The following is a 25,008-nucleotide window of genomic DNA, read 5'->3' as shown; positions in this document are numbered from 1 at the left end:
AGCAATTATTGCTTGAGTATTTTCAGCTTTCTCTTTAAATTTATCCCCATAATAATAAGGATGGGCATCTTTATGAAAAAAAATACTTTGATCTTCCTCTCTCTTCTTTTAATCAATCTCATCAGTTGTCAACAAGACATTATAACACAACCTCCTCAAAATAATTCTTCTGGCAAGATTATGTTAAAGATCGATCAGGAGAATGCACCGGAATCGGTTATGTTTGTTACTGCGACTTTGACACGAGAAAACTTTGATACACTTACTTCAACAATGAACATTCTTTCAGATACTTCTGCGGATTTAACATTTAATGAAGTGGCTGCGGGAAATTGGCTGCTCAAAGTTGATGCAAAGGATTCAATCGAACAAATTTTGTACACAGGCTCTGCAGAAGTCACAGTGCTTGCGGGTATACTAACTCAGGTAAACCTTGTTTTGAATCCAACAGGCGTTGGAACTGGCGGAGTTTATATCTATGTGACATGGGGGACGCCGACCAGTTATAGTTGGATTGATTATCCTCAAAATCCTGTCTTAGCAAAATCCAATGTAAGCTGGGAATCTTTAGGGATTCAACAATCAAAAGTTCTATACATTGATGGACAATATAAAATGTGGTACCTCGGATTATCCGGCGGACCTTACGTGACTATTTGTTACGCAACCTCAACGGATGGAATTAACTGGGTAAAATCCAACATGAATCCAGTTATAGTTCCAACCATAGGATCCTGGGATGAAGAAGCAGTTGGTCCGGGTGCTGTTTATTTTGATGATGGTATCTATACAATATATTATGTTGGCTGGGCAAATCAGAATGGTCAGTGGAACATTGGTAGAGCAACTTCAACAGATGGAATTAATTGGACTAAAGACCCTCATCCGATTTTATATGCATCCGGAGGCTGGGAATATCAAATTGCTCCGGCTTCAGTTGTAAAGCTTGACGGAACATATTACTTATACTATTATGGAATTTCCTCTGGTACAGCTAAAATTGGTTTAGCTACATCTACGGATGGCATAACTTGGAATAGGTATTCCAATAATCCCATTCTGGAAAAAACACAAAACTGGGAAGGTACTGGTATTTACTATCCAGCTGTAATACATGATAATGGCATGTTCAAAATGGTTTATATGAATCGATATGGCAATCTCACAGCCTTTGGCACAGCAACTTCCTCAGATGGAAAAAACTGGACAAAATCCGCAGACAATCCTTTTTTTACAGAAGAAAATACTGCCAACAACTGGGCATTGTATGATATAGCTTATCCGAACTATATAAAATTAGAAAATGAATATAGAATTTATTACTCTGGTATCGGACAAAATTCGAGTTGGTATAAAATTGGCTTTATGCGGAAACAGATAAATTAAGATTCAAATTTTTTCTCCTCACCCCGCTAACGGCGGGGTTTTTTATTTTAAAGACTTTCTAAAGTTATTCTTCATTTCTCATTATATTTGCTAATAAAAAATTCTAATACGGACTTACTCTGCAGGATAACAGAAAATATAATTACGATCTCCCGTTCAATGAAAACCGTACTGAGTACGACATTGTCATTTCATTTATTAAGTCAAATTCTTTGGTTATTGATCTTGGTTGCGGCAACGGTGCATTACTGCACAGGCTTATTAAAGAAAAATCTGTCAGCGCTAAAGGATTGGAACTTTCTCCTTCCGGTGTTGAAGTATGTAAAGCTGCAGGTCTCGATGTTCAGACCGGTTCGATTGATCAGCCTCTTCCTTTCAACGATAATACTTTTGATTATGCAATCTGTAACGTCACTATTCAAATGGTGATGTACCCGGAGATTCTTCTTTCTGAAATGAAACGAATTGCAAAGCATCAGATAATTTCTTTCCCGAATTTTGCCTTTTATAAAAACAGGATTGATCTGCTGCTCAACGGAAGAATGCCACAGAATGGTTTGTTCGGTTACCAGTGGTTTGATACAGGACATATTCATCAATTATCCATTAAAGATTTTGAATTGCTTGTCGAGTGCGTTGGCGGATTAGAGTTTTTAGAAAAGCGATCTGTAGAACCCGGTAACCCTGTTAAAAATTTTTTGATTAAAAGTTTTCCAAACCTGTTTGAACAGATTCCTGTTTTCCTTTTGAGGAAAACTAAATGATGAGTGTTCTAAAGAATTTAGTTTTAAAGCATCAATTCAATCCCGGTTTTTGGGGAATCTTTCTTAACCCTTTTTATATCGCCCGTAGAGATCTGCATAAACATCTTTCTGATCTTGGAAAAAATATAACCGGCAAAACTCTCGATGTTGGCTGCGGAACCAAACCTTATAAAAAATTATTTAGTTATACACAGTACGTCGGACTGGAGTTTGACACCGGTATCGATTCAGAAAAGAAACAGGCAGATTTTTATTATGACGGAAAAATTTTTCCCTTTACTGAAAATGAATTTGATTCAATCGTTACTAACCAGGTACTTGAACATGTTTTTACCCCGGATGATTTTCTTACAGAGATAAATCGTGTCCTGAAGCACGGCGGTAAGCTTTTACTCACTGTTCCTTTCGTTTGGGATGAACACGAACAGCCTTATGATTATGCGCGTTATTCTTCATTCGGGTTAGCTGCATTGCTTGAAAAACATGGATTTAAAATCATTGAACATAGAAAAAGTGTAAATGATTACAGGGTGCTCGGTCAGTTGTTTAACGCTTATGTTTATAAGATCACGAGAAGAAATTTATTTTTGAAAAACCTTACTCTTGTCTTTGTTATGGCTCCGGTAACAATGTTAAGCATTTTACTTTCAAAATTATTACCGAAAAACGATGATCTTTATTTAGACAACATTGTTCTTGCTGAGAAAAAATAATTATGTACAACTTCTGCACATTGTTCGATTCAAATTATTTATCAAGAGGAATTGCCTGTTATCGTTCCCTCGAAAAACATTGTGATGATTTTCATTTATACATTTTTGCATTTGATGATAAGAGTTATTCTGTTCTTCAGAAAATGAATCTTCCTAAGGCAACGATAATTACACTCAAACAATTTGAAGATCCGGAACTCTTAAAAGTTAAGCCGACAAGAACCATTGCGGAGTACTGCTGGACAAGCACTTCGTCAACTATACTTTATGTGCTTGAAAACTTTGACGTTGATAACTGTACATACATTGACGCAGATATTTATTTTTACTCTTCGCCAAAAATGATTTTTGATGAGATGGGAGACAGATCAATTCTTATAACTGAGCATCGATATTCACCACAGTACAACAAGGAACTGAAAGCAGGAAAGTATTGTGTTCAGTTTGTAACGTTCAAAAAAGACGAAAGAGGTTTGAAGGCGTTAAGGTGGTGGCGTGACAGGTGCATCGAGTGGTGCTACAACCGTTTTGAAGATGGCAAGTTTGGCGATCAGCTTTATCTTGATGACTGGACAACTCGTTTTGAAGGTGTGCATGTTCTTCAGCATAACGGCGGAGGTATAGCTGCCTGGAATGTTCAGCAATATGATTTCAGGAGAAATGGCGAGCGCATAACCGGAATTCAAAATGATGGAAAACAATTTGATGTTATCTTTTATCATTTTCATTATTTAAGATTTTATAAGGATGGTTCACTTGAATTGGGCAGAAGAATCCTGACTGAAAAAGTGCTCGACACATTTTACAAACCATATGTAAAACTGCTCGATGAAATAAAAAAAGAAATAGAAGTGATCGATAACAGTTTTGATTCAAATGGACCTTCAGCAAAACCATTGAATTGGAAAACTCCTTTGCTATATATTTACAGGAAACTTCGCGGCACATATAATATATTTGACAAAAAAACTTTTGCAGGTACCTGATGGCGCATATTATTAATCTTAAAACTTTTTCTGAACAAAGAGGCAATCTGACTGTAATTGAAAGTCAGATCCCGTTTGATATAAAACGAATATTTTACATTTACGGAGTTGATGATTCAGTACGCGGCGGACACAGGCATAAAACAACAACGCAGGCTGCGATATGTATTCACGGAAGCTGCGTGGTATCTAATAATGACGGCAAAAGACATGAAGATTTTTTGTTGGACCATCCGAGTAAATGTTTAATCCTTGAAACTTACGACTGGCATACAATGCATAACTTTTCCGAAGACGCCGTGCTGCTTGTTTTTGCAAATACAAAATTTGATCCTGAAGATTATATCTATGAGGATTATAAGTGATCGAATACGAAAATCTTTTTAAAGCTAACAAACCGTTTATCGAAGAATTCAAATTAAAATTTGCCGATACTTTAAACAGCGGCTGGTTCATTCTCGGAAAAAATGTTGAACGGTTTGAAAAAGAATTCGCAGCATATCATAACGCAAAACATTGTATTGGTCTGGCATCGGGACTTGATGCTTTGATACTTTCGCTTGTTGTTTTTGATATTGAAAAGGGAAGTGAAGTAATTGTTCCATCAAATACATATATCGCGACTATTCTTGCAATACTTCATGCAGGAATGAAGCCTGTTCTTGTCGAGCCGGATATCAGCACTTACAATATTGATCCGGAAAGAATTGAAGAAAAGATCACCCCTAAAACAAAAGCGGTAATGATCGTCCATCTTTATGGCAAAAGCTGTGAGATGGATAAGATAAATTCTATCTGCAAAAAGTATAACCTGAAGCTGATTGAAGACTGTGCCCAGTCGCACGGTGCATTGTTTGATGGAAAACTCACGGGCACTTTCGGCGAATTTGGAGCGTTCAGTTTTTATCCCACAAAAAATCTTGGCGCACTTGGTGACGCAGGCGCTGTCTTAACCAATGATGATCAGCTTGCAAAGACTATTAAACGACTCAGAAATTACGGCAGTGATATAAAGTATTATAATGAACTCGTTGGTTACAATTCCAGGCTCGATGAAGTTCAGGCAGGATTTTTATCGATCAAGCTGAAAAGGTTGAATGAGATAAATACTCACAAAAGAAATCTTGCGGAAGTGTATCATAATATTCTGAAAGATGATTTTATAAAACCAGTTGTAGATGAAAAATATTTTGATGTTTATCACATCTATAACATCCGTCATCCCAAGCGAGATGAGTTGAAGGAATACTTACTAAAGAATGAAATTAAAACCGACATCCATTATCCTGTTCCGCCTCACAAACAAATTGCAATGAGAGGAATAGTGGACGGGAACTATCCAATCTCTGAAGAGATACATAAAACAACGTTGAGTTTACCGGTATCATTCGGAACCACTAAAGAAGAAGTTGAAAAGGTTGTTGAGGTGATGAATAGGTTTTAGCGTGTACAAATCGTTAAACGGTTAAAACCCTTAGAGTGGTGGGTTTGGAAATTCGTTTACATCCCGATGAATCGGGATGAGAATGGGAAGATTGATGGGTGAGATTAATTTTCGATTTGTAGAAACATTTTATACCACAATTAGTTTTTTGATTTAATTACTTTGAGTCACAAAATAAAATCTCGATTCTCCCCGCGATTTATCGCGGGGTATTATGAAGTAGCAAGACCCCCAAAACGGTTTCAACCGTTTTCCTCTTCCACAATCCCATAATTTTTAATAAACAACTCAAACTCCTCACTAAAAGTTTTGACTTTGTGATGTTCTTCCTGATTTTTTATATATGTAATTACTTTATTCAACTGAGAGGGTGAAACCGAAAATGCACCATAACCTTTGCCCCAAGAAAATCTTGTATTTATAACTTCCTGTTTGTTTATAAAAAATGACGAAGCACCTTTCAGTAATTTTATACATTCTTCGATTGATAAATTCGTTGGCAAATCTACTAAAGCATGCACATGGTCTGCGTTAACGAAGTTTATCTTCAAAAAAATATTTTTCTCTTTGCAATAATTGTAAAGAAAATTAGAGATAGTTTTTCGTGCATCAAGATGAAGTATTTTTTGTTTATCTAATGTCTCCCAGATGAAGTGTATCCATATTTTATTGTATGAATGAATTGACATATAATTATCTCAACATTTTATTAGTAAGTTTTTTGAAAACGGTTGAAACCGTTCCAGTGATTAGGTTGCTAATCGTGTACATCCCGATAAATCGGGATGAGAATAGGATTGTATCATGATGATGAGCGCATTTAAATTTATATCAAATTTTTGATAATAATATTTTTACATCCAACTCAATTAAAATTTGAAAGTATTCATCGATTCTCCCCGCGATTTATCGCGGGGTATTATGAAGTAGCAAGACCCCCAAAACGGTTTCAACCGTTTTTATTCAACTGAAAAACTATTTAATATCCCCGCAAACTTTTCAGCAATAACTTTTCTATCAAACTGCTTTACAAAATTTAAATCTGTGTTGAACTGACTGAATCTTTTAAAGAACTCATCCGCATCTGAATTGTATTTGAACAACATTCCCGCATTTGATTTTTGAAGAATAGAATTTACTTCTTTATTATCATCGCCGAATGCTATTATGGGTTTGCCGGTACGTAAATATTCAAAAAGTTTTCCCGGCATATGTCTTTTCTCAGTCGCACAAACTAATAATGCAGAAGCGCTTTCGAGATGTTTTACCATTTGTGAGTAAGGAAGGAATCCGATTATTTCTGTGTGAGAATTTAATCCTGCTGATTCAATAGCGCTCTTAATTCCGGAGCTGATTGTCCCGATAAATTTAAGCTTGATATTTTTTCCGTTATCAATTTCTTTCCTGATTCTATTCCAGAAATTTATTGGATTCTGATAATCAAAAATATTTCCTGCATGAACAATTGTTTTTAGTTCCGCGTCTTTAATATTACTAAATGAAGAAAAATCTTCTTCATTATAACCCCAGTAAAGAACGTGTGATTTATCTTTTAGGAAATTGTACTTCTTTGTGTAGTCTTCTTTTGTTGATTCAGTTACGAAAACAACCTGTGAAGCATTATCAAGGACAGATTTTTCAAGGTGATTATCGATCTTACGAGTGAGATAACTTCGCTTAAAATTTTTATAGTAAATAATATCAACCCATGGATCAATGAGAACAGGAATATGAGGGAGATTAAATTTTTTACTCAGCTTTTTACCGATGAGATGTGTACTGTGCGGCGGACCAATTGTTACTATTGCTTCCTGATCGTGTTTAGTTAAAAAATCTTTCCCCGCTTTTTTCGCAGAAGAATTCCATCCAATTCTAGCATCGGGGATAAACAGATTCATTCTAATCCAGATCGATAAACGATGAGAAAAACTTTTATTGCTTAAAGATATTGTGTCTGATGCAACAAGCTGTTCGTCTTTTCTTTTTCCAATGAATTTTTTATAGATATCAAACGGCTCAAATGTTTTTGATTTGATTACCTTGAGTGAAGGATCAACTTCTTTTAAAAGGCTTTCATCCTTTTGTGTGAAGGATTCATTTTCAACAGTTAACACAGATGGCTGCCAGCCGGATTGCGGAAGGTGTTTGATTATTTTCAAGGGCCAATGAAGAGTAGCTTTACCTGAAGGCGGCCAGAAGTATGTAATGAATAAAAGTTTTTTCAAATCTTCTGTCCTATAAATCTAACAACACTGCCTTCACCCGAATGATGCTTACCTTCTGATAAATAAACAGTTTCTTCTTTTAGTAAAATTGTTTTCAGATCAGGAAAAGATTTGTTGATGTCATCTATCGAATACAACATTGAAATATCCTGCGGACCTCCCGTTGTTTTTCCTAATTGTTCTTTGGAAAAAACTTCCATTAATATTTTACCCCCGGGTTTCAGGCAATTAATTAATTGTTGATTCACTTTAACTCTTAATGAAGGTGATAAGTGTACAAAAATAATTCCGACTGCATCGTAATAATTTTTAGTTGGGATAAATTCATCAAGTGCGGATATCATATAATTAATCTTAACATTATTCTGCTCAGCTAACTTCATAGCTTTAAATTTTGCTGAAGTGCTGAAATCAACTGCGTCAACTTCCCAGCCGAGTTTGGCAGCGTAAACAGCGTTCCGACCTTCGCCTTCGCCAATTAATAAAATTTTTCCGGGTGAAAGTTTATCGATAGATTCTTTGAAAAATATATTCGGTTCTGTTCCATAAGTATATTCTTCAGCACCGAATCTCTGGTTCCAGAACTCACTTTCATAATTAACAGTACTCATTCAGATTAAGCTTGTTATTTGTTTGCTGCAAATTTAGAAATAATATTCGGCATTATACAATTGATGATAGGAACGAACCCAGCTATGAAAGTGTTTTGTAAATATGTTTTTAACTGATAAAACATTTTGTAGCTTTTGTGCAATAAACAGATTGGAAAATCATGCTCACATCAATTGAAACATCTTCTCCGCCGTTTATCGTTACCCAGCAAAAGGCTGCTGAAGAACTTAAACAAAGAATGTCTGGTTCAGCAACGGGACGAATGATTGACATGGCTGCTGCACACTCCGGAATTGAAAAACGGCATATCATAATTCCGGATGCCGATAAAGATTCAACTGAAAAGTTTTATACAAGCGAAGCAGGATATTTAAAGCCGGATACACAAAGCAGAATGAATGAATATGAAAAGTGGACTAAGATCCTGACAAAGGAAGCTGTACAAAAAATATTTAACTCGAATGAAATCAAACCGGAACAAATAGACAAACTAGTTACAATTTCGTGCACAGGATTTTATGCTCCAGGATTTGACTATCATATCATAAATGAGTTTAATCTTAATCTATCAATCAAACGAACACACATTGGTTTTATGGGTTGTGCTGCTTCGTTAATCGGCGTGAACAATGTGTATGAAACGATGAACTCTTCGATTAATGGTCATCAAAATACTTTGCTCATTTCAATTGAACTGTGCAGCATCCACCTTCAGACTGAAGCTTCTCGGGATAATATTCTGGCAAACATGATTTTTGCTGATGGCTGCGCTGCCGCTTTATTCAGTATGCAAAAGGAGAAAAGTAATTCAGGTCTAAAAATTCAAAATTCATTTTCTTTTTTGTTTAGGGATTCACAATACTTTATGGGCTGGAAGATCGGCAACTATGGATTTGAAATGACACTCTCACCGGAACTGCCTAAAATCATTTTGAATAATGCCTCTCCTGTATTAAAAAATTATTTGAATCAATGCGGGCTAAAAATTTCTGATATCAAGCACTGGGCATTACATCCCGGCGGGAGAGCAATTTTAGATTCACTTCAAAATGGATTGGAATTAAGCGATGAACAAATGATTCCTTCAAGAGAAGTGCTTCGAGATTTTGGTAATATGTCATCCGCATCAATTTTATACGTGCTGAAAAATATTCAGGACAAAAAAATTATTAAGACCGGCGATTATTGTTGTGCTGTTGCCTTTGGTCCCGGGCTCACAATGGAAGTCGTACTTTTTCAAGGTGTTTAATGCTGCTCCGGCGTAGTTACGAAAAAGAAATAATGGATGACTTTTCTATCGCTGACGAAAGAATTGATGAAGCACTAAAAGAATTGAAAATTATTAATGAATTACTGGGTGGTAATTCTGTTAGTAATCAAGGTATAAAACTTCTGATTAATGAGACTAACCATGAAAAGTTGACAGTACTGGATATAGGCGCCGGCAATTCAGACATACTTCTTCGGTTGAAAAATCAAAATACAAGTTTTGAAATATTCAGCGTTGATATAAATAAGCGATGCTGTTTTAATACCAAACAAAGTCATCCATCTGTAAGAATAATTTGTTCAGATGTTTTTAATCTTCCGTTCAATAGAATAAAATTTGATATAGTTCATCTTTCTCTTTTTCTTCATCACTTCAATGAGGAGCAGATCAAAGACATATTGATTAAAGTGATTCAGTATTCGGAAAAAGGAATTATCATAAATGATTTACGCAGGTCTGTATTCGCTTTAGCGGGAATAAAAATTCTAACCTCGATATTCTCCCACAGCAGAATGGTAAAACACGATGGTCCGTTATCTGTTCGCAGAGGTTTTGTGAAGAAGGAACTTGTAAAAATCCTTGATGCGATGGGGATAAAAAATTATTTAATAAAACGTAAATGGGCATTCAGATGGCTTGTGGTAATAAAAGTATAAGGGATCATAATGAAAAATTATGACTGCGATGTGCTGATTATAGGAGGCGGACCTGCAGGTTCAACAGCAGCAATCATACTTGCTGATGCGGGAATAAATGTTGTTCTTGTCGAAAAGAAAATATTCCCGAGAGAGACAATCTGTGGAGAATTTCTTTCTCACGAAGTTATAACTATACTTTCAGAATTAAATCTTCTCAAAAAATTTTATGAATTGAATCCGAACCGCCTGAAATATTTTTCACTTTATGATGATTCGGGAAAAGTGTTTTCTACTTCTCTTGAGTTTACCGGGTATTCGGTAAAGCGTTCAGTATTCGATAATCTTTTGTTTAATGAAGCAGGGAAACGTGGCGTAAAGTTGTATCCGAACTCCGGGGTGACAAGTGTTAATGAACTGGAGAAGGGTTTTAATGTTGAGGTAAGTTTAGGCAATGGCGGAACGAAAATCATATCATCGGAATTTGTCATAGGCGCGTATGGTAAAAGAAATATACTTGATAAAAAATTTGGAAGAAGCTTTGCTTCGAAGAAATCCGGTTACTACGGAATTAAATTTCATATTGAAAATAAATTGCTGAACCAGATTTCTGCTGAGCATATTAATTTATACACGACAAATGGAGTTTATTGCGGAGTAAATGTATTATCAAAAGAAGAAACGACGATTTGTTATTTGTTTAATAAAGATAGACTCACTGCCAATACAAATCCGGTTCAACAGTTGATTCAGAAAAACAAATTCTTTAGAAATCTATTTGTGAATCATTCTGCTTTAGAGTTTAATAAAATTCAAAATTATGGAACCGGAAATATATTTTTTGGAAAGCGGGAAGTTGTCGCTAATAACATTATGATGATCGGTGATGCTGCCGGCATCATTGCGCCATTAGCAGGTGATGGCATAGGTATGGCGATGGAATCCGCAAAACTTGCTGCGGGAATTATTATTGATTCAATCCACAAAAAAAACAGATCGGAAATTGTAAATGAGTATCAAAAAAAATGGAGTGAACAATTTCAGCAAAGAGTCCGTAATGCAGTTTTAATTCAAAATATTATTATGCGCAATTCACAAAGAAAATTTGCATTGTCAATTGTAAAAAGGTTCCCTGATTTACTTAACAAATCGATTAGGCTCACCAGAAGGAGCCGCATACTAAATCACTCATAACTTTTTTATATTTGAAAAGTACTTTAAGGGGATAAGGAAAAACAATATGGAAATGATAATGAAAAACATCAGTAAATTTATTGTTGTTGGTGACAGAGTTTTAATACGTCCGGCACAGGATTCAGATAAGACAGCAAGCGGATTATATCTTCCTCCGGGAGTTTCTGAAAAAGAAAAAATACAAAGCGGTTACGTTTTAAAAGCCGGTCCGGGCTACCCTACCGCAGCAAATGTTGAAGATGAACCATGGAAAGAAATTAAAGACTCAGTAAAATATATTCCGCTTCAGGCGAAAGAAGGGGACCTGGCAATCTTCCTTCGTAAAGAAGCATTTGAAATAGAATTTGAAAAAGCAAAATTCCTTATTGTTCCCCAATCCGCTATCCTGTTACTCATCAGGAATGATGATGTTGTTTATTAATAAATAAAACATAATTTCGCTTTTGATTTAGCAATTGTTGTTAAATTTTCCCGCTAAGATTGAGTAATTTTACATATTCAAAAATTCGCTAATCCTTAAATTATCTATAAACAAATAACTAAAAATAAAATCGTTCAGGAGAATTGATATGAAGTTTGGAATCTTTGCTCTGCTGTTTTGCCTTGTAATTGCGGGCGCCGGTTTTGCACAGGATGGTTTCTTTAAAAAATTAAAAGATAAAGTAAAAGAAAAAGTTGAACAAAAAGCAGATGAAAAAGTCGATGAAGGAATCGACAAAGGTTTGGATGGAGTAGAGGAGGGTGTTGAAGGCGCAGTTGAAGGAAGTGATGAACAAACCGAAACTACTGAAACTCAAAAAGAAAATACTACTTCAGAAACAACCGGCGGAAATCCGATCGACAAGATGGAATTAAAAAGTTTTTCCAGGTATGACTTCATTCCCGGTGATAAAGTAATTTTCTTTGAAGATTTTTCTCAGGATAATGTTGGTGATTTCCCGGCAATCTGGAATACAAATAGTACAGGTGAAGTTGTTACACTAAATAAATTTCCCGGTCACTGGTTTAAGGTTGGTAATGATGGTTACTTCCTGCCAGATATTGCCGGAGATTTCGGCGAAAACTTTACTTTTGAATTTGATTTGGTTTATGCACCAACCGTTGAATATAATCAGCCTGACTTTGAACTTTGCTTGTTTGACAACGGTGAAGGAACAAATCATTTTGATCTGCTTCCCGGTTCAGGCGGTTGCGGATTCAAAATTGGCTGGGCGATTGCGACATGGAACTGGAGTGAAGGAAATTATGGCGAAATAAGTAACTCAAAGGATAATAAGGTTGTTATTGATAATACCAATAACAGGGTAAGAGTTTCTATAGCTGTGCAAAAACAAAGAGTGCGTCTTTGGGTAAACGAAAATAAAATTTATGATCTTCCCAGGTTACTTAGCCAGGGAATAAAACCTAACAGGATCAGGTTTGCTACCTGGATGCCGCACGATGAAAACCCTTATCTGTATATAACAAACCTAAGGGTTGCGGCAGGGTTGCCTGATATGCGAAGTAAACTAATAACTGAAGGTAAACTCGTTGTTCACGGAATTTATTTTGATTCAGGTTCTGATAAAATAAAACCTGAGTCTTATGGAACATTAAAATCCATCTCTGACGTTCTAAAAGAAAATGCTGATGTAAATGTGCAGATAGTCGGTCATACAGACAGCGACGGTAATGATGCTTCAAACCTTGAGCTTTCAAAAAAGCGAGCTGAATCTGTAAAGAACACTTTGATTAATGATTTCAGTATCGATGGTTCAAGACTTGAAACAGAGGGCAAAGGTGAAACATCTCCGATATCAGACAACAATACTGCCCAGGGAAAAGCAAATAACAGACGGGTTGAGTTTATTAAACTTTGATTAACATTTAAAAATAGAAAAGGCATTTGCACTAAACGTACAAATGCCTTTTTTTATTTTGAGAGATCTATAACAGCTTTCTCAAATAAATATTTTTTATTCAAATAAGTGTAAGAACTTTTCCCAGCACATATTTAAAAGAAAAATATTTACCTAAGTAAACAGGTTCTTCCTCCTCAATTACTTCTGAATGATTTTCATTTTTTTCAAAATCGTTTTCATCAGAAGCGGCTTTTAGAAAATTATCAAGTGTTTGATAACTATCGAACCTTGAAACAGGCAAACGCAGATCCAGGCATTTTTCCAACAGCTCATCCTTGCTGAGGTGTTGAATTGGTTGTTGCAGCGGCATGGTGACTCCTCTCATACTTATCATTAAAATTACTAACTCTTTTAATGCTTCCCCGGAATAGAAGTATCGAAGCTTTTATATAATTTCTCAGGATTTCAAATTTTAGTCGGATCGTCAGTGAGCAGATTTTTAGGAACTGTGGATCGAACTCTTACCATACCCGCAAAAATCATTCCCGTAACAAATTTTTTCCTTATTTCAGATGCGCAAATAATTGAAAACTAAAAGAGGTGAAATTGAATTATAATGCAAATTTTATTAATCAAAACTTGAGTATGAATTGATATGAATTCCTTTTGTAATTTTTTAAGGAAAGAAAACTTTTCTTCATAAATAATAATTACTTGTAAGTATTACATTGTTTAAAATAAAAATCCCGTGCGCAAACAGGCACGGGATCAGAATGAAGTAAAATGAAAATTCTATTCGTACCAGGAAACGATTTCAAATCCTCCGGTACCTGGAAACATTGGCGGTGATGCAACCATAAAGCGTTCATCATAACGGTAACTTTTTGCAAAGCCATGATTGATTGTTGTACCGCTGAAAGTACTAACCGCTCGTCTTGTATTCTGAATGATACCACCCAGCAATTGAATGTCACCGCTTACAGGGCGCCCGCTGTAATTCTCTGCCCCGAATCCACCATCTTCAACATAAATGGAACCGTGAATTCTGATGTCATTATTGTTTGCTGAATTCTCAGTGATGATAACCTCTTCTTTGGCAACAATTCCAAGCATATCTGTGGATGTAGGATACACTCTTGGATCCTTATCGTAAACGATATCATCATCTAAATAAATTCTTCCTTTGGTTCCACTTGTACCTCCGCTAACAACTGTGTATGCACCACTTACAACTCCTTTTAGTCTTACAATTGCATTATTTGCATATATAAGACCGTTGTTAATTGCTGTGGGTAAATAAACCTTTGTAACCGCACCATTCCAGGTATACTTATAAAATAATGAATCCTTTTTGAATTCCATGTGAATTGTATCGTGTCCAGTCAAGTACAAACCATCTGTTTGGGCTGGAGTACTTAATTGATTTACTCCATCAATAGGCAACGGTAAATCTACTCCTGATTCATAACCACCGTAAAAATTCGGTTTATCAGTTGTCTTGTTTGTCTGGTATATAATGCTTTTTTTAGAACTTGCTTTACCATAGAAAGTTGGGTGCTTAGATGCACGAAGGTAATCCTGTGTATGGAATGGCCCCCAAACAGTATCCCTTGCCATCCACCATATTGTTCCGCCTTCGCTTATTGAATAGTAAGCAAATTTGGAAAACTTACTCGGAGACAGAGTTACACGTACTGTACTTTTTTCACCATTATAATTTCCAACTGCAACTATCTGCCTGATATTTTTGTACGCGTCAATAATGTTAACCTTAACATCAATGGTGCCGTTTTGATAAGCTAAACTTGCATATCCGTCAGTCCATGTCGGGTCAATAAATATCTGGTTTGCAGCAAGATTAGCACCGCTTACGGCAATACTATGTGCTATAGTTTCGTTATAGTAATCTACATAGTTGTCAGTCATTCTACCGGAAACACCCGTGAACTTTCCCCCGATAACCATAAATAACATACTGAAACCGAGTATAACTATTAGAGAAGCTTTACCACTCATATTTTACCTCTTACCTGTTTCGTAAATTTCTTGCAACTAACCTTATTTGTCTCCAGAAAGCAGATGAGTATTTGTTGTCATATGCATAGGAGTTTTCGACCTGAACATTTATTTCAAAGGAGTTTATAAGTCGGGGATCCGGTATCGGAAGACTCAATGTATCGCCAAAAGCATCAAAGTATGTCAGATAAAACTGCGTAACTCCCACGTTTGATGTTTTTGCAGTCTCTGTGTTCACCACACGGTACAACATTCTGTCTCTCGGGTTTGGAGTTCCAGCTAATTCGGATGTAGTACCGAGATAGTAACGGATTGAATCAATATCTCCGTCATTATCATAATCAGTATAGAATCTTATTGCGGAGGTATCAGCCTGAATTATAGCTCTTGTTGGATCAGGGAACTTTTGCCAGTCAGCGCAATAACCCATTTTACGGAAATCATGTTCAACAATTTGAGCAACCGTGACAAGTGCCTGCTGCAATGATAATTCACCGCTATAGTTGTGAGTTTTTTCTGCAGCCGTGTCTGTTAAACGGAGAACGATGGTTAGTAAAATTCCACCGATAATTATTGAACCTATTATGTCAAGAATAACGCTAAATCCCATATATCACCTATCTGAAATACCAGTAACTATATACTGTTGAAAGTGAAAGCGTATCTCCGGGAGAAAACGGAGTTGTAATTCTGATTGTTAATTTTTTGTGCCAGGTTTTGGAATTTGTCGAACCGTTCAGATCATTTGCGTTTATGTATGTAACAGTACATCTGGAATTAAAGGGGATTGAATAGATTGTATCTGTCTGGGTATGATTATGGAAATCATCAAAGTCATCATAAACGGTTGAAACCTCCCTTACAAAAGGAGCCGATGTTAATGAACTGACGCTCGAAACACCATCTTCAATAGTATTTTGATCGAAAGGAAGTCTGCTTGCTTCTTCAATAATCGATGTACCTATTGAAGTGCCAAGCACACCAAGTTTTGAATCCAAAACGATTTCGTCTGTTGTTAATATGGTGTTGTTCATTCTAAGGACGATAAGCGAGAGAATGAGCATAGCACCGATTGCGTATAATGATTGACCTAAATTCATAGCTTTTCACGAATTTATTTTTGTATTGTTTGACAATTTATATGCCATACGTTTCATTATTGAACATCGGCATAACTATGATTTTATTTTGTTTTGAAAGATTATTATGAGGCACTTGCTCTAATTTGATATTACTTATTGAGACGTTAGCAATTATTACTATCAGCGAAGAAATTTTTACGGGAATTTTTACATGATGATTGGGAAAATGCTACGTGAACTCAATGAGCATAATAGTTCAGAATTTTATATTTTAGCCTAAAATAAAATCACAAAAATGAATGAGGTTTATTAAATGACTGCTAATCTTGATATGATTCAAAAGGTATATAAAAACTATAAATCAAAATTGGATTCGGTAAGAAAAATTATTAACAGACCGTTAACCTTTACTGAAAAAGTTCTGTACACACATTTGTGGAATTCTCCTGGCTCAGAATTAAAACGCGGAAAAGATTATTCCGAACTTGCACCAGACCGCGTTGCAATGCAGGATGCAACTGCACAAATGGCATTGCTTCAATTTATGTCTGCCGGAAGAAAATCAGCAGCCGTTCCTTCAACAGTACATTGCGATCATTTAATCCAGGCAATGGTCGGTGCCGAAGATGATCTTAACAGAGCCAATTCAGAAAACAAAGAAGTGTATGATTTTCTCGGAAGTATCTCAAAAAAATATGGAGTTGGATTCTGGAAACCCGGCGCAGGGATTATTCACCAGGTAGTTCTTGAAAATTATGCTTTTCCAGGTGGACTAATGATAGGAACAGACTCACACACGCCTAACGCCGGCGGACTTGGAATGATCGCAATAGGTGTCGGCGGTGCTGATGCAGTTGATGTTATGGCAGGTATGCCGTGGGAACTTAAATGGCCTAAAGTTATCGGCGTCAAACTAACAGGAAAGATGAACGGTTGGACGTCCGCTAAAGATGTTATACTTAAACTTGCAGGTATCTTAACAGTTAAGGGTGGAACCGGTGCAATCGTTGAATATTTTGGTGAAGGTGCAAATTCAATTTCAGCGACAGGCAAAGGAACAATATGTAATATGGGTGCGGAAATCGGTGCAACTACTTCTGTGTTTCCATTTGATGAAAAGATGTCAGCATATTTACGCATAACAAAACGTGTTGATGTTGCTGCACTCGCTGAAGGTTTAGCAGATGAACTCTGTGCTGACGCAGAAGTATTTTCAAATCCTGAAAAGTATTACGACCAGGTAATTGAAATTGATCTCAATAAACTTGAACCACATTTAAACGGTCCGTTCACTCCTGACAAAGCATGGCCGATTTCAAAAATGAAGGAAGCTGTTAAGAGTGAAAACTATCCTGATAAAATTTCCGTGGCGTTAATCGGAAGCTGTACAAATTCCAGTTATGAGGATATAGACCGTTCAGCAAGTCTGGCAAAACAGGCGCTTGCAAAAGGGTTAAAAACAAAATCACAATTCACAATTACACCAGGTTCCGAGCAGGTAAGAGCAACAATAGATCGTGATGGTCAGTTAAAAACTTTAACTGATGTCGGCGGATTAATACTAGCAAATGCATGCGGTCCGTGCATCGGTATGTGGAAAAGAATGGACATCAAAACAGGTGAGAAGAATACAATCGTTACATCGTTCAACAGGAATTTTGCAAAACGAAATGACGGAAATCCTGAAACTTTGGCATTCGTTGCAAGCCCTGAAATCACTACCGCGCTTGCTATCGCAGGAAGTTTATCTTTCAATCCATTGACCGATGAACTTGTAAATGAAAAGGGAGAAAAAGTTAAACTCGATCCTCCGGTAGGTGAAGAACTTCCCATAAAAGGATTTGATGAAGGTGATAGCGGATTCGTGGCTCCTGCTGCTGATGGTGCTTCAGTCGAAGTGATAGTTAAACCTGACAGTGACAGACTTCAACTTCTTAAACCATTTACACCCTGGGATGGAAAAGATTTTACTGATCTTCCGGTCTTATTAAAAGCAAAAGGTAAATGTACAACGGATCACATTTCAATGGCGGGACCGTGGCTTAAGTATCGCGGACATCTTGACAACATTTCTAACAATATGTTCATCGGTGCGATAAATTATTTTACTGAAGATGCAGGCAAAGTTAAAAATGTTTTTACGGGTGAATATAAAAGTGTTCCGGAAGTTGCGCGTGAGTACAAAGCACAAAACACAGGCTGGGTTGTTATCGGTGATGAAAACTACGGTGAAGGTTCAAGCAGGGAACACGCAGCTATGGAACCAAGATTCCTCGGAGGTAAAGCTATCATCGTAAAAAGTTTTGCAAGGATTCACGAAACAAATCTTAAAAAACAGGGAATGTTACCATTGACATTTGCCAATCCATCTGACTATGACAAAATAAAAGAAGATGATAGAATCGATTTGAATGTCTCAGCACTTTCTCCCGGCAGCCAGATTAAAATGACCGTAAAACATAAAGACGGAAGTAAAGATGAGATATTGCTGAATCACACATTTAACGAATCACAAATAGGATGGTTTAAAGCAGGAAGCGCGTTGAATCTAATTGCAATGGGAAATAAATAATAGCCTTATCATTCGTATTAAAAATGTAGAGAAACGGAGAATTAAAATGAAGTTCAATGTTGTTTTGGAAAAAGCAGAAGAAGGTGGATATAATGTTACAGTACCTGCATTAGACGGATGTTTTACACAAGGAGATAATGAAGAGCAAGCAATCCAGAATGCCAGGGAAGCAATTCTCAGTTATTTAGAGGGGCTGGAAAAAGTAAATCAAATCAAGTCTGATCCTAAATTATTTGTCAGAGAATTAGAAGTAATAATTTGAGCAAGACTTTTTCAGGTAAACAAGTTATAAAAGCATTAAGAAGATTGGGCTTTTATGTTGACCATCAACATGGCAGTCATATATTCTTACATAATCTTGAAAGAAAAAAAAGTATAATAGTTCCAAATCATAAGGAATTAAAGAAAGGTACATTAAACAACATATTAAAAAGTGCAGGGATCAGCATTGAAGACCTTAAAAAATTAATTTGATTTAGGATTTCCGACATAAGGTATTGAGTCAATAATTTATTTTTTCAATAAGTTAATCGTTTGATTTATTTGACCTGCACAATTTTTTTTTAAGTTCAAACAGAAATAAATTTTTACTTTCGTTTACGGAAGGTTTAAGTGAATCTCCTCTTTCAATCGGGTAATTGTTTTCGCGTTCATCAATCCAATTTAGTTTGCCAGCCAACATTTTATAAAAAATATTCCATGGTGATATTATGCGATTCAGAATTTTTATCCTTGCTGTTTTTGCTTTTCTGTTCTGGAAATGTTCTTCGAACAGTGTAACGGTTACATCTTTTTCCCCTGAAGGTGAAGTTGAAAAACTTACCAATTTTGTGATCGAATTCTCTCACGATCTTGCGCCGGCAGAAATTCTTGATCAGTGGGTTGATACAAATTATATCTCATTCACTCCAAAGATCCCCGGTAAGTTTAAATGGACTTCCGCAAATGTGCTCGTCTTCTCTCCTGAAATTCCTCTTGCACCAATCCAGGATTATGAAGCTGAAATAAATGATGAGGTTTTATTCGGAAAAGATCTCAGCACTGATTTTGAAACTTATAAATTTAACACACCATCTTTCGACGTAATAAAAGTTGATCACTTCTGGACCAACATCCCGCGTCAATCTTACAGATTAAGTGTGCAGGCAAATATTCATTTCAATTATCCTGTTGATCCCTCGCAGCTAAAAAAATACCTGCAGGTAAAACTCGGTGACAATCTTCTGAATGATTTTAAAATTGTAACTGAACAATCTTCAGATATAATCGCTGTAAACTTCGGTGAAATTAAACAGCAGGATAAAGAACAAAAATTCACGCTCATTCTTAAAAGTGAACTTGAATCAGTGTTCGGCAAAAAAAATCTTGGAGATGAAAGAACTTTTGAATCTATACTTCCGCCTATAACAAGATTAGCCATCACTGATGTTACATCAGGGTTCAGTGATCAGACCGGCTGGTTTGAAATTTATACAACACAAACTCTTGATAACGAAGGTCTTGAAAAATTTATCACGACAGATCCCAAAAAGAAATTAGAATTTTTTGTGAGCGACAACCGTCTTCGTGTTGAGACCGAACTTGAAAATGTGCGGACAATAAATCTTATCATCAAAAAAGGATTGAAAGGATTATACGGCGGTGTGCTTGAAGATGATTTTGAGCAGAAAATAAATCTGGTGAATGTTTCACCATCGATAGAATTTGCCGATAATACCGGATTGTACCTGATGCGGGGCGGTCTTCAAAATCTTGATGTCAATGCGGTCAATATTGATGAAGTGGAAGTTGAGTACGCACAGGTCTTTGATAATAATTTAATTCATTTCTTAAACCAGAACAGAAGTAAACGAAGCTATTATTACAATTACTATGATTACGATGAAGAAGGAGAGTATGATTATGATGACTATTATTATTCTTACAACTCAAGTAAGGAGTACTATTTAGGAAATTATGGCAAGAGCATTTCAAAAGAAAATATTAATCTTAAAAGCAAAACGAACTGGCTGAACAAATTCAGTGTAAATATTAAAGATCAGCTTGACCAGAGATTTAAAGGAATTTATGTAGTTACGGTAAGATCAGCAAAGAAAAGATATATAAGCGATGCAAAGATTGTTTCATTATCTAATCTTGGAATAATCGCAAAGTCAACATCAGATGAATTAATGGTTTTTGTTAATGAGATTAATTCAACCGAGAGTGTTTCCGGCGCTGATGTAAAGGTGATCTCAAGCAGTAACCAGATGATGTTATCCGGGAAAACAAACAGTGATGGAGTTGTAAAATTTTCAGACGTCAAAAAAAATGCTGAGGGTTTTTCACCCCAAATAATAATTGTTGAGAAAGATGGTGATTATAATTACCTCGACCTTGTCACAATGGGTGTGGACAAATCCCGGTTTGATGTCGGCGGATTATATCAGCCGGCTTCAGACTTTAATGTTTTTATCTATGGTCCCAGGGAGCTTTACCGACCCGGTGATGATGTAACTGTCTCAGCCGTTCTGCGTAATGATAATATAAAAGTAATCAGAGATGAGCCGGTAGTTATAAAAATTATAACACCGACAGGTAAAACATTTGATGAATTTAAAAAAGATTTGAACGAGCAGGGTTCGTTTGACCTGACATTTAACCTGCCGGTGTTTGCACAGACCGGGAACTACACAGCAGAAGTCTACACCGGAAGTAAATTGTTAATAGGCTCTTATGGATTTAGAGTTGAAGAATTTGTTCCCGATAAAATCAGGATGACTGTAAAAAGTGAAAAAGAAACAGTTAAGCCGGGAGAAAATTTTAAAATTAATTTCAACGCGGAGTTTCTGTATGGAGCTAAAGCATCCGGACTTGATTACAATGTAGAATTCAGGGCAAGTCATGTTGGGTATTCAGGCAAGAAATACAGCGGCTATAATTTTTCATATTCGTCAATTGAAAATTCTTATCTCGATCCGGTTTTTCTTAACGGTAAGCTTAACGAAAATGGCGAAGGCTCAAATGAATACAAGATACCGACAAACCTGAGAAGTGGTGGTTACATAAATGTTACAGCAACGGTAAATGTTTTTGATCTGACCGGAAGAACTTTAAGCAGATGGGCGGAGACAAAAGTATTCCCAAAAAATTATTTTGTCGGAATAAAAGCGCCCGGATATTATAACGGTGTAAATGAAAATCTTAATTTCAATCTCATCGCAGTTGATGAAAAAGATAATGCGATCAAGAACTTCAAGGCTGTCGCAAAACTTGTAAGGTATGAATGGCAGACAGTACTTAAAAAAGATTACAACGGAAGATATTATTACACTTCTGAGCAAAAGGAATTTCCTGAATGGGAAAGAAAAATTGAGATCAATGATAAGACTCCGCTGGTATTTAAAGTTTCAAGATCAGGGAAGTACCAGGTTCGAATTTACAAGGAAGGAACTGACGATTACCAGATGGTTGATTTTTATGCGTACGGATGGAGGACTTCAACTGCAACATCCTTCCAGGTTGATAAAGAGGGAAGAGTTGAAATCGTTACTGATAAAAAAGAATATCAGCCGGGTGAAACAGCAAAGATACTTTTTACAGCTCCGTTCTCCGGCAAAATGCTTGTCACTATTGAGCGCAACAATGTGCAGTCATACGAATATGTTAATGTTGAAAACAAATCGGCTGAACTGGATATCAAACTGAATGAAGAGAACATGCCCAATGTTTATATAAGCGCGACACTATTCAAAAAACATTCGCAGGAACAGGCAACTCCGTTTTTAGTTGGGAATGGATTCGCTTCGATTAAAGTCATAAAGAAGGACAACATAATTCCGGTTTCAATTTCAGCACCTGAAAAAATAAAGCCTAATACCGTCCAGGATATTACTATCAAAACGTCATCATCAAAAGATGTTTACGTTACTCTTGCTGCAGTAGATGAGGGAATACTTCAGATAACAAATTATGAAACTCCGGATCCTTTTGATTTTATGTATGCTAAACGTCCCTTGCAGGTGAACAGTTACAATCTATATAAGCTCTTACTTCCCGAAATAGTTTCTTCTTCATCTTCAACTGGTGGCGATGGTATGGATGAAGAAACTAAGAAAAGAACCAATCCTGTTTCAGTCAAAAGAATTAAGCTTCTTTCTTACTGGAGCGGTATTAAAAAAACAGACTCAAATGGTGAAGTAAAAGTTTCACTGAATATTCCGCAGTTCAACGGTAATGTAAGACTAATGGCAGTTGCTTATACTGACGCCAGGTTTGGTTCATCGGAAAAAGCAATGCTTGTTGCTGATGATATAATTATTGAACCGCAAATACCAAGATTCCTTTCTATAAATGATTTGCTGACTGCCCCGGTCACGGTTCTTAACACGACTGACAAAACAAAAGAAGTTAAACTTTCATTAAAGCTTGAAGGTCCGCTTAAATCAACTTCAATAAATGAAAAGACGATTAAGATAAAACCGAAATCATCTGAAGTTGTTGTGTTTAATATCGCCGCTTCTTCCGAAGTTGGCGCAGCGAAAATTATTTTTAACGCGACCGGACAAGCGACTGCAAAAGAGGAAATTGATATAGCCGTCCGACCAATTTCACCGCTTGTAGTTGAAAGCGGTTCAGGCGTCATCAAGGCAAATACTGAAACTAAAATTGATATGCCTGAAAATTTTCTTAAAGGAACACAAAACACCACAGTGACGATCAGCAGATTCCCGGCAATAAAATTTGCTAAACAGTTGAAATACCTTATCGGATATCCTCACGGCTGTATTGAACAGACTGTTTCAAAATTATTCCCGCAGCTTTACTTTGAAGATCTCGCTAAACTGGCAGCCCCGGACTTTTATAAAACAACAAACCCTGTGTATTATGTTAAAGAAGGAATAAAGAAAATCGAATCAATGCAATTGTATGACGGCTCAATTTCATACTGGCAGGGAGAAAATTATTCAAACTGGTGGGGGTCGGTATACGCTGCTCATTTTCTTGTTGAAGCAAAAAAAGCAAAGTATAACGTTTCAGAAAATGTGTTAAGCAGGTTATTAACCTACCTGAGTAAACAGGCAAAAGAACAGAAAACATATAGCTATGTTTCTTACGCATCTAATGGTGCAAGAACTGTTTATAATAAAGCAAACAAGGAAATTCTTTATTCACTTTATGTGCTTGCGCTTGCTAAACGTGAAGATATTTCAACGATGAATTATTACAAATCACGTTTACATCTTCTTACTGAAGATTCACGTTATCTGCTTGCAGGAGCTTATGCACTTGCCGGCAGGTGGAATTCCTATTATGAAGTAGTGCCTAATTCCTATGAGCCTGTAAAAACTGACAGACAAACAGGCAATAGTTTTGATTCTGAAATTCGAAGTAATGCTATTATGCTAAACGTTCTGCTTGAGGTTGAACCATCAAACAAACAGGTTCCATCAATTGTAAAATATTTAACTTCAAATCTGCCGAATGCTTATTCGACACAGGAACAATCATTTACTTTCCTTGCTCTTGGTAAAGCTGCTAAGAATGTGTCCGGCGCTGAGATGGAAGTTGATGTAATAGCAAACGGAAAAAGCGTCGGTAAGTTTTCAGGTAAAGATATCAGCATAAAAGATTCAAGACTTAATACGGAAACGCTTTCATTAAAATCAAAAGGGAAAGGCGAACTTTATTATTTCTGGAGTTGTGACGGAATAAAAGTGAATGAACAAGTGAAAGAGGAAGATTCGAACCTTAGGATAAGAAGAGAGTATTATAACTACAGAACCAAAGCGACAATCAGTAATAATACTTTTACTCAGGGTGATCTTGTTGTTTGTAAAATTTCTTTGTACGGTATGAACCGGTCTGCAGAAAATATTGTGATAACCGATCTTATTCCTGCAGGATTTGAAATTGAAAATCCAAGATTAAACCCGCAAACAGAAACTCACTGGAAAACGGATTCACCTTTAACTCCTGATTACACTGATATCAGAGACGACAGGTTACTTTTGTTCACGGGTCTTCAAAGTAATGCTAAACGTGAATTTATTTATTTGCTTCGGGTTGTGAACCAGGGAAAATACCAGTTGCCTGTAATCGGTGCTGAAGCTATGTATGATCCTGAATATCACAGTTACAACGGAGCCGGAGAAATAACAATCAAAGCGAGAGAATAAGACTTATTCTTCGTTATGAAAGATTAGCATACTTAATTTTGTTTTGTGGACTTTGTAGTTACTTCTTAACCGCAAAGTCCACTAACCTGTTGACACGAAGAACTCAAAGA

General features: G+C 36.3%; 22 protein-coding genes. 15 read left to right on the top strand and 7 right to left on the bottom strand.

Features of this window, described 5'->3' with window-relative positions; genetic code table 11:
- Positions 1-180: 180 nt before the first annotated feature.
- The 6 genes from IPM56_13375 to IPM56_13350 all read left to right on the top strand — a co-directional run bounded on the left by IPM56_13375 (position 181) and on the right by IPM56_13350 (position 5,293).
- Positions 181-1,386 (top strand): hypothetical protein, encoded by a 1,206-nt coding sequence (locus IPM56_13375; protein ID QQS35233.1) that lies wholly within the window; start codon positions 181-183, stop codon positions 1,384-1,386.
- 119 nt (positions 1,387-1,505) lie between these two features.
- The gene (locus tag IPM56_13370; GenBank protein ID QQS38309.1) at positions 1,506-2,150 is read left to right on the top strand and encodes a methyltransferase domain-containing protein; all 645 of its coding nucleotides are present in this window, start codon (positions 1,506-1,508) and stop codon (positions 2,148-2,150) included.
- Complete coding sequence (locus IPM56_13365) at positions 2,147-2,863, top strand: class I SAM-dependent methyltransferase (protein QQS35232.1); 717 nt, start codon at positions 2,147-2,149, stop codon at positions 2,861-2,863. Before IPM56_13370 ends, IPM56_13365 begins: the two co-directional genes overlap by 4 nt.
- Positions 2,863-3,849, top strand: a complete 987-nt coding sequence (locus IPM56_13360; GenBank protein ID QQS38308.1) for a glycosyl transferase — start codon at positions 2,863-2,865, stop codon at positions 3,847-3,849. Before IPM56_13365 ends, IPM56_13360 begins: the two co-directional genes overlap by 1 nt.
- Positions 3,849-4,214, top strand: a complete 366-nt coding sequence (locus tag IPM56_13355) for an FdtA/QdtA family cupin domain-containing protein (protein QQS35231.1) — start codon at positions 3,849-3,851, stop codon at positions 4,212-4,214. The genes IPM56_13360 and IPM56_13355 overlap by 1 nt, the downstream gene beginning before the upstream one ends.
- A complete protein-coding gene (locus IPM56_13350) occupies positions 4,211-5,293 on the top strand; it encodes a DegT/DnrJ/EryC1/StrS family aminotransferase (GenBank protein ID QQS35230.1) in 1,083 nt (360 codons plus the stop codon). The genes IPM56_13355 and IPM56_13350 overlap by 4 nt, the downstream gene beginning before the upstream one ends.
- 242 nt (positions 5,294-5,535) lie before the next feature.
- Here the strand turns inward: IPM56_13350 and tnpA are convergent, their stop codons facing one another.
- The 3 genes from tnpA to IPM56_13335 all read right to left on the bottom strand — a co-directional run bounded on the left by tnpA (position 5,536) and on the right by IPM56_13335 (position 8,129).
- Positions 5,536-5,982, bottom strand: a complete 447-nt coding sequence (tnpA, locus tag IPM56_13345) for an IS200/IS605 family transposase (protein QQS35229.1) — start codon at positions 5,980-5,982, stop codon at positions 5,536-5,538.
- 270 nt (positions 5,983-6,252) lie between these two features.
- The gene (locus IPM56_13340) at positions 6,253-7,518 is read right to left on the bottom strand and encodes a glycosyltransferase (GenBank protein ID QQS35228.1); all 1,266 of its coding nucleotides are present in this window, start codon (positions 7,516-7,518) and stop codon (positions 6,253-6,255) included.
- Complete coding sequence (locus IPM56_13335) at positions 7,515-8,129, bottom strand: class I SAM-dependent methyltransferase (protein QQS35227.1); 615 nt, start codon at positions 8,127-8,129, stop codon at positions 7,515-7,517. The genes IPM56_13340 and IPM56_13335 overlap by 4 nt, the downstream gene beginning before the upstream one ends.
- Before the next feature lie 161 nt (positions 8,130-8,290).
- Between IPM56_13335 and IPM56_13330 the strand changes: the two genes are divergently transcribed.
- The 5 genes from IPM56_13330 (at position 8,291) to IPM56_13310 (ending at position 13,088) form a co-directional block, all read left to right on the top strand.
- Positions 8,291-9,379: a type III polyketide synthase gene (locus tag IPM56_13330; protein QQS35226.1), complete on the top strand. Its 1,089-nt coding sequence runs from the start codon at positions 8,291-8,293 to the stop codon at positions 9,377-9,379.
- Positions 9,379-10,056: a methyltransferase domain-containing protein gene (locus IPM56_13325; GenBank protein ID QQS35225.1), complete on the top strand. Its 678-nt coding sequence runs from the start codon at positions 9,379-9,381 to the stop codon at positions 10,054-10,056. Before IPM56_13330 ends, IPM56_13325 begins: the two co-directional genes overlap by 1 nt.
- A gap of 9 nt (positions 10,057-10,065) precedes the next feature.
- Complete coding sequence (locus IPM56_13320; GenBank protein QQS35224.1) at positions 10,066-11,229, top strand: NAD(P)/FAD-dependent oxidoreductase; 1,164 nt, start codon at positions 10,066-10,068, stop codon at positions 11,227-11,229.
- A 46-nt stretch (positions 11,230-11,275) separates the two neighbouring features.
- Positions 11,276-11,650: a co-chaperone GroES gene (locus IPM56_13315; GenBank protein ID QQS35223.1), complete on the top strand. Its 375-nt coding sequence runs from the start codon at positions 11,276-11,278 to the stop codon at positions 11,648-11,650.
- Positions 11,651-11,798: 148 nt separating this feature from the next.
- Complete coding sequence (locus tag IPM56_13310) at positions 11,799-13,088, top strand: OmpA family protein (protein QQS35222.1); 1,290 nt, start codon at positions 11,799-11,801, stop codon at positions 13,086-13,088.
- 100 nt (positions 13,089-13,188) lie between these two features.
- Here the strand turns inward: IPM56_13310 and IPM56_13305 are convergent, their stop codons facing one another.
- The 4 genes from IPM56_13305 to IPM56_13290 all read right to left on the bottom strand — a co-directional run bounded on the left by IPM56_13305 (position 13,189) and on the right by IPM56_13290 (position 16,186).
- On the bottom strand, positions 13,189-13,440 hold the full coding sequence (locus IPM56_13305; GenBank protein QQS35221.1) for a hypothetical protein: 252 nt from the start codon (positions 13,438-13,440) through the stop codon (positions 13,189-13,191).
- Between the two features lie 422 nt (positions 13,441-13,862).
- Entirely contained in the window at positions 13,863-15,086 is a 1,224-nt protein-coding gene (locus tag IPM56_13300; protein QQS35220.1) for a hypothetical protein, read from the bottom strand.
- A gap of 10 nt (positions 15,087-15,096) precedes the next feature.
- Complete coding sequence (locus tag IPM56_13295; GenBank protein QQS35219.1) at positions 15,097-15,696, bottom strand: hypothetical protein; 600 nt, start codon at positions 15,694-15,696, stop codon at positions 15,097-15,099.
- 7 nt (positions 15,697-15,703) lie between these two features.
- A complete protein-coding gene (locus IPM56_13290) occupies positions 15,704-16,186 on the bottom strand; it encodes a hypothetical protein (GenBank protein QQS35218.1) in 483 nt (160 codons plus the stop codon).
- 295 nt (positions 16,187-16,481) lie between these two features.
- Here IPM56_13290 and IPM56_13285 point away from each other — a divergent pair, with 295 nt between their 5' ends.
- The 4 genes from IPM56_13285 (at position 16,482) to IPM56_13270 (ending at position 24,898) form a co-directional block, all read left to right on the top strand.
- On the top strand, positions 16,482-18,740 hold the full coding sequence (locus IPM56_13285) for an aconitate hydratase (protein ID QQS35217.1): 2,259 nt from the start codon (positions 16,482-16,484) through the stop codon (positions 18,738-18,740).
- A gap of 46 nt (positions 18,741-18,786) precedes the next feature.
- Positions 18,787-19,002 (top strand): type II toxin-antitoxin system HicB family antitoxin, encoded by a 216-nt coding sequence (locus IPM56_13280; GenBank protein ID QQS35216.1) that lies wholly within the window; start codon positions 18,787-18,789, stop codon positions 19,000-19,002.
- Positions 18,999-19,214, top strand: a complete 216-nt coding sequence (locus IPM56_13275; protein ID QQS35215.1) for a type II toxin-antitoxin system HicA family toxin — start codon at positions 18,999-19,001, stop codon at positions 19,212-19,214. The genes IPM56_13280 and IPM56_13275 overlap by 4 nt, the downstream gene beginning before the upstream one ends.
- 236 nt (positions 19,215-19,450) lie before the next feature.
- Positions 19,451-24,898, top strand: coding sequence for a hypothetical protein (locus tag IPM56_13270; protein QQS35214.1), 5,448 nt, complete (start codon positions 19,451-19,453; stop codon positions 24,896-24,898).
- The last annotated feature ends 110 nt before the right edge of the window (positions 24,899-25,008 follow it).

This window comes from Ignavibacteriales bacterium (assembly GCA_016700155.1).
Taxonomy (GTDB): Bacteria; Bacteroidota; Ignavibacteria; order Ignavibacteriales; family Ignavibacteriaceae.
Note: the sequence above shows the minus strand (reverse complement) of the source record. Positions and strands in the feature narration are given on the sequence as shown.

Bases quoted from the DNA above. Each gene is read 5' to 3' on its own strand.
- IPM56_13375 (QQS35233.1), top strand. From the start codon at position 181: ATGTTAAAGATCGATCAGGAGAATGCACCGGAATCGGTTATGTTTGTT.
- IPM56_13365 (QQS35232.1), top strand. From the start codon at position 2,147: ATGATGAGTGTTCTAAAGAATTTAGTTTTAAAGCATCAATTCAATCCC.
- IPM56_13355 (QQS35231.1), top strand. From the start codon at position 3,849: ATGGCGCATATTATTAATCTTAAAACTTTTTCTGAACAAAGAGGCAAT.
- tnpA (QQS35229.1), bottom strand. From the start codon at position 5,982: ATGTCAATTCATTCATACAATAAAATATGGATACACTTCATCTGGGAG.
- IPM56_13335 (QQS35227.1), bottom strand. From the start codon at position 8,129: ATGAGTACTGTTAATTATGAAAGTGAGTTCTGGAACCAGAGATTCGGT.
- IPM56_13330 (QQS35226.1), top strand. From the start codon at position 8,291: ATGCTCACATCAATTGAAACATCTTCTCCGCCGTTTATCGTTACCCAG.
- IPM56_13325 (QQS35225.1), top strand. From the start codon at position 9,379: ATGCTGCTCCGGCGTAGTTACGAAAAAGAAATAATGGATGACTTTTCT.
- IPM56_13320 (QQS35224.1), top strand. From the start codon at position 10,066: ATGAAAAATTATGACTGCGATGTGCTGATTATAGGAGGCGGACCTGCA.
- IPM56_13315 (QQS35223.1), top strand. From the start codon at position 11,276: ATGGAAATGATAATGAAAAACATCAGTAAATTTATTGTTGTTGGTGAC.
- IPM56_13310 (QQS35222.1), top strand. From the start codon at position 11,799: ATGAAGTTTGGAATCTTTGCTCTGCTGTTTTGCCTTGTAATTGCGGGC.
- IPM56_13305 (QQS35221.1), bottom strand. From the start codon at position 13,440: ATGCCGCTGCAACAACCAATTCAACACCTCAGCAAGGATGAGCTGTTG.
- IPM56_13300 (QQS35220.1), bottom strand. From the start codon at position 15,086: ATGAGTGGTAAAGCTTCTCTAATAGTTATACTCGGTTTCAGTATGTTA.
- IPM56_13295 (QQS35219.1), bottom strand. From the start codon at position 15,696: ATGGGATTTAGCGTTATTCTTGACATAATAGGTTCAATAATTATCGGT.
- IPM56_13290 (QQS35218.1), bottom strand. From the start codon at position 16,186: ATGAATTTAGGTCAATCATTATACGCAATCGGTGCTATGCTCATTCTC.
- IPM56_13285 (QQS35217.1), top strand. From the start codon at position 16,482: ATGACTGCTAATCTTGATATGATTCAAAAGGTATATAAAAACTATAAA.
- IPM56_13280 (QQS35216.1), top strand. From the start codon at position 18,787: ATGAAGTTCAATGTTGTTTTGGAAAAAGCAGAAGAAGGTGGATATAAT.
- IPM56_13270 (QQS35214.1), top strand. From the start codon at position 19,451: ATGCGATTCAGAATTTTTATCCTTGCTGTTTTTGCTTTTCTGTTCTGG.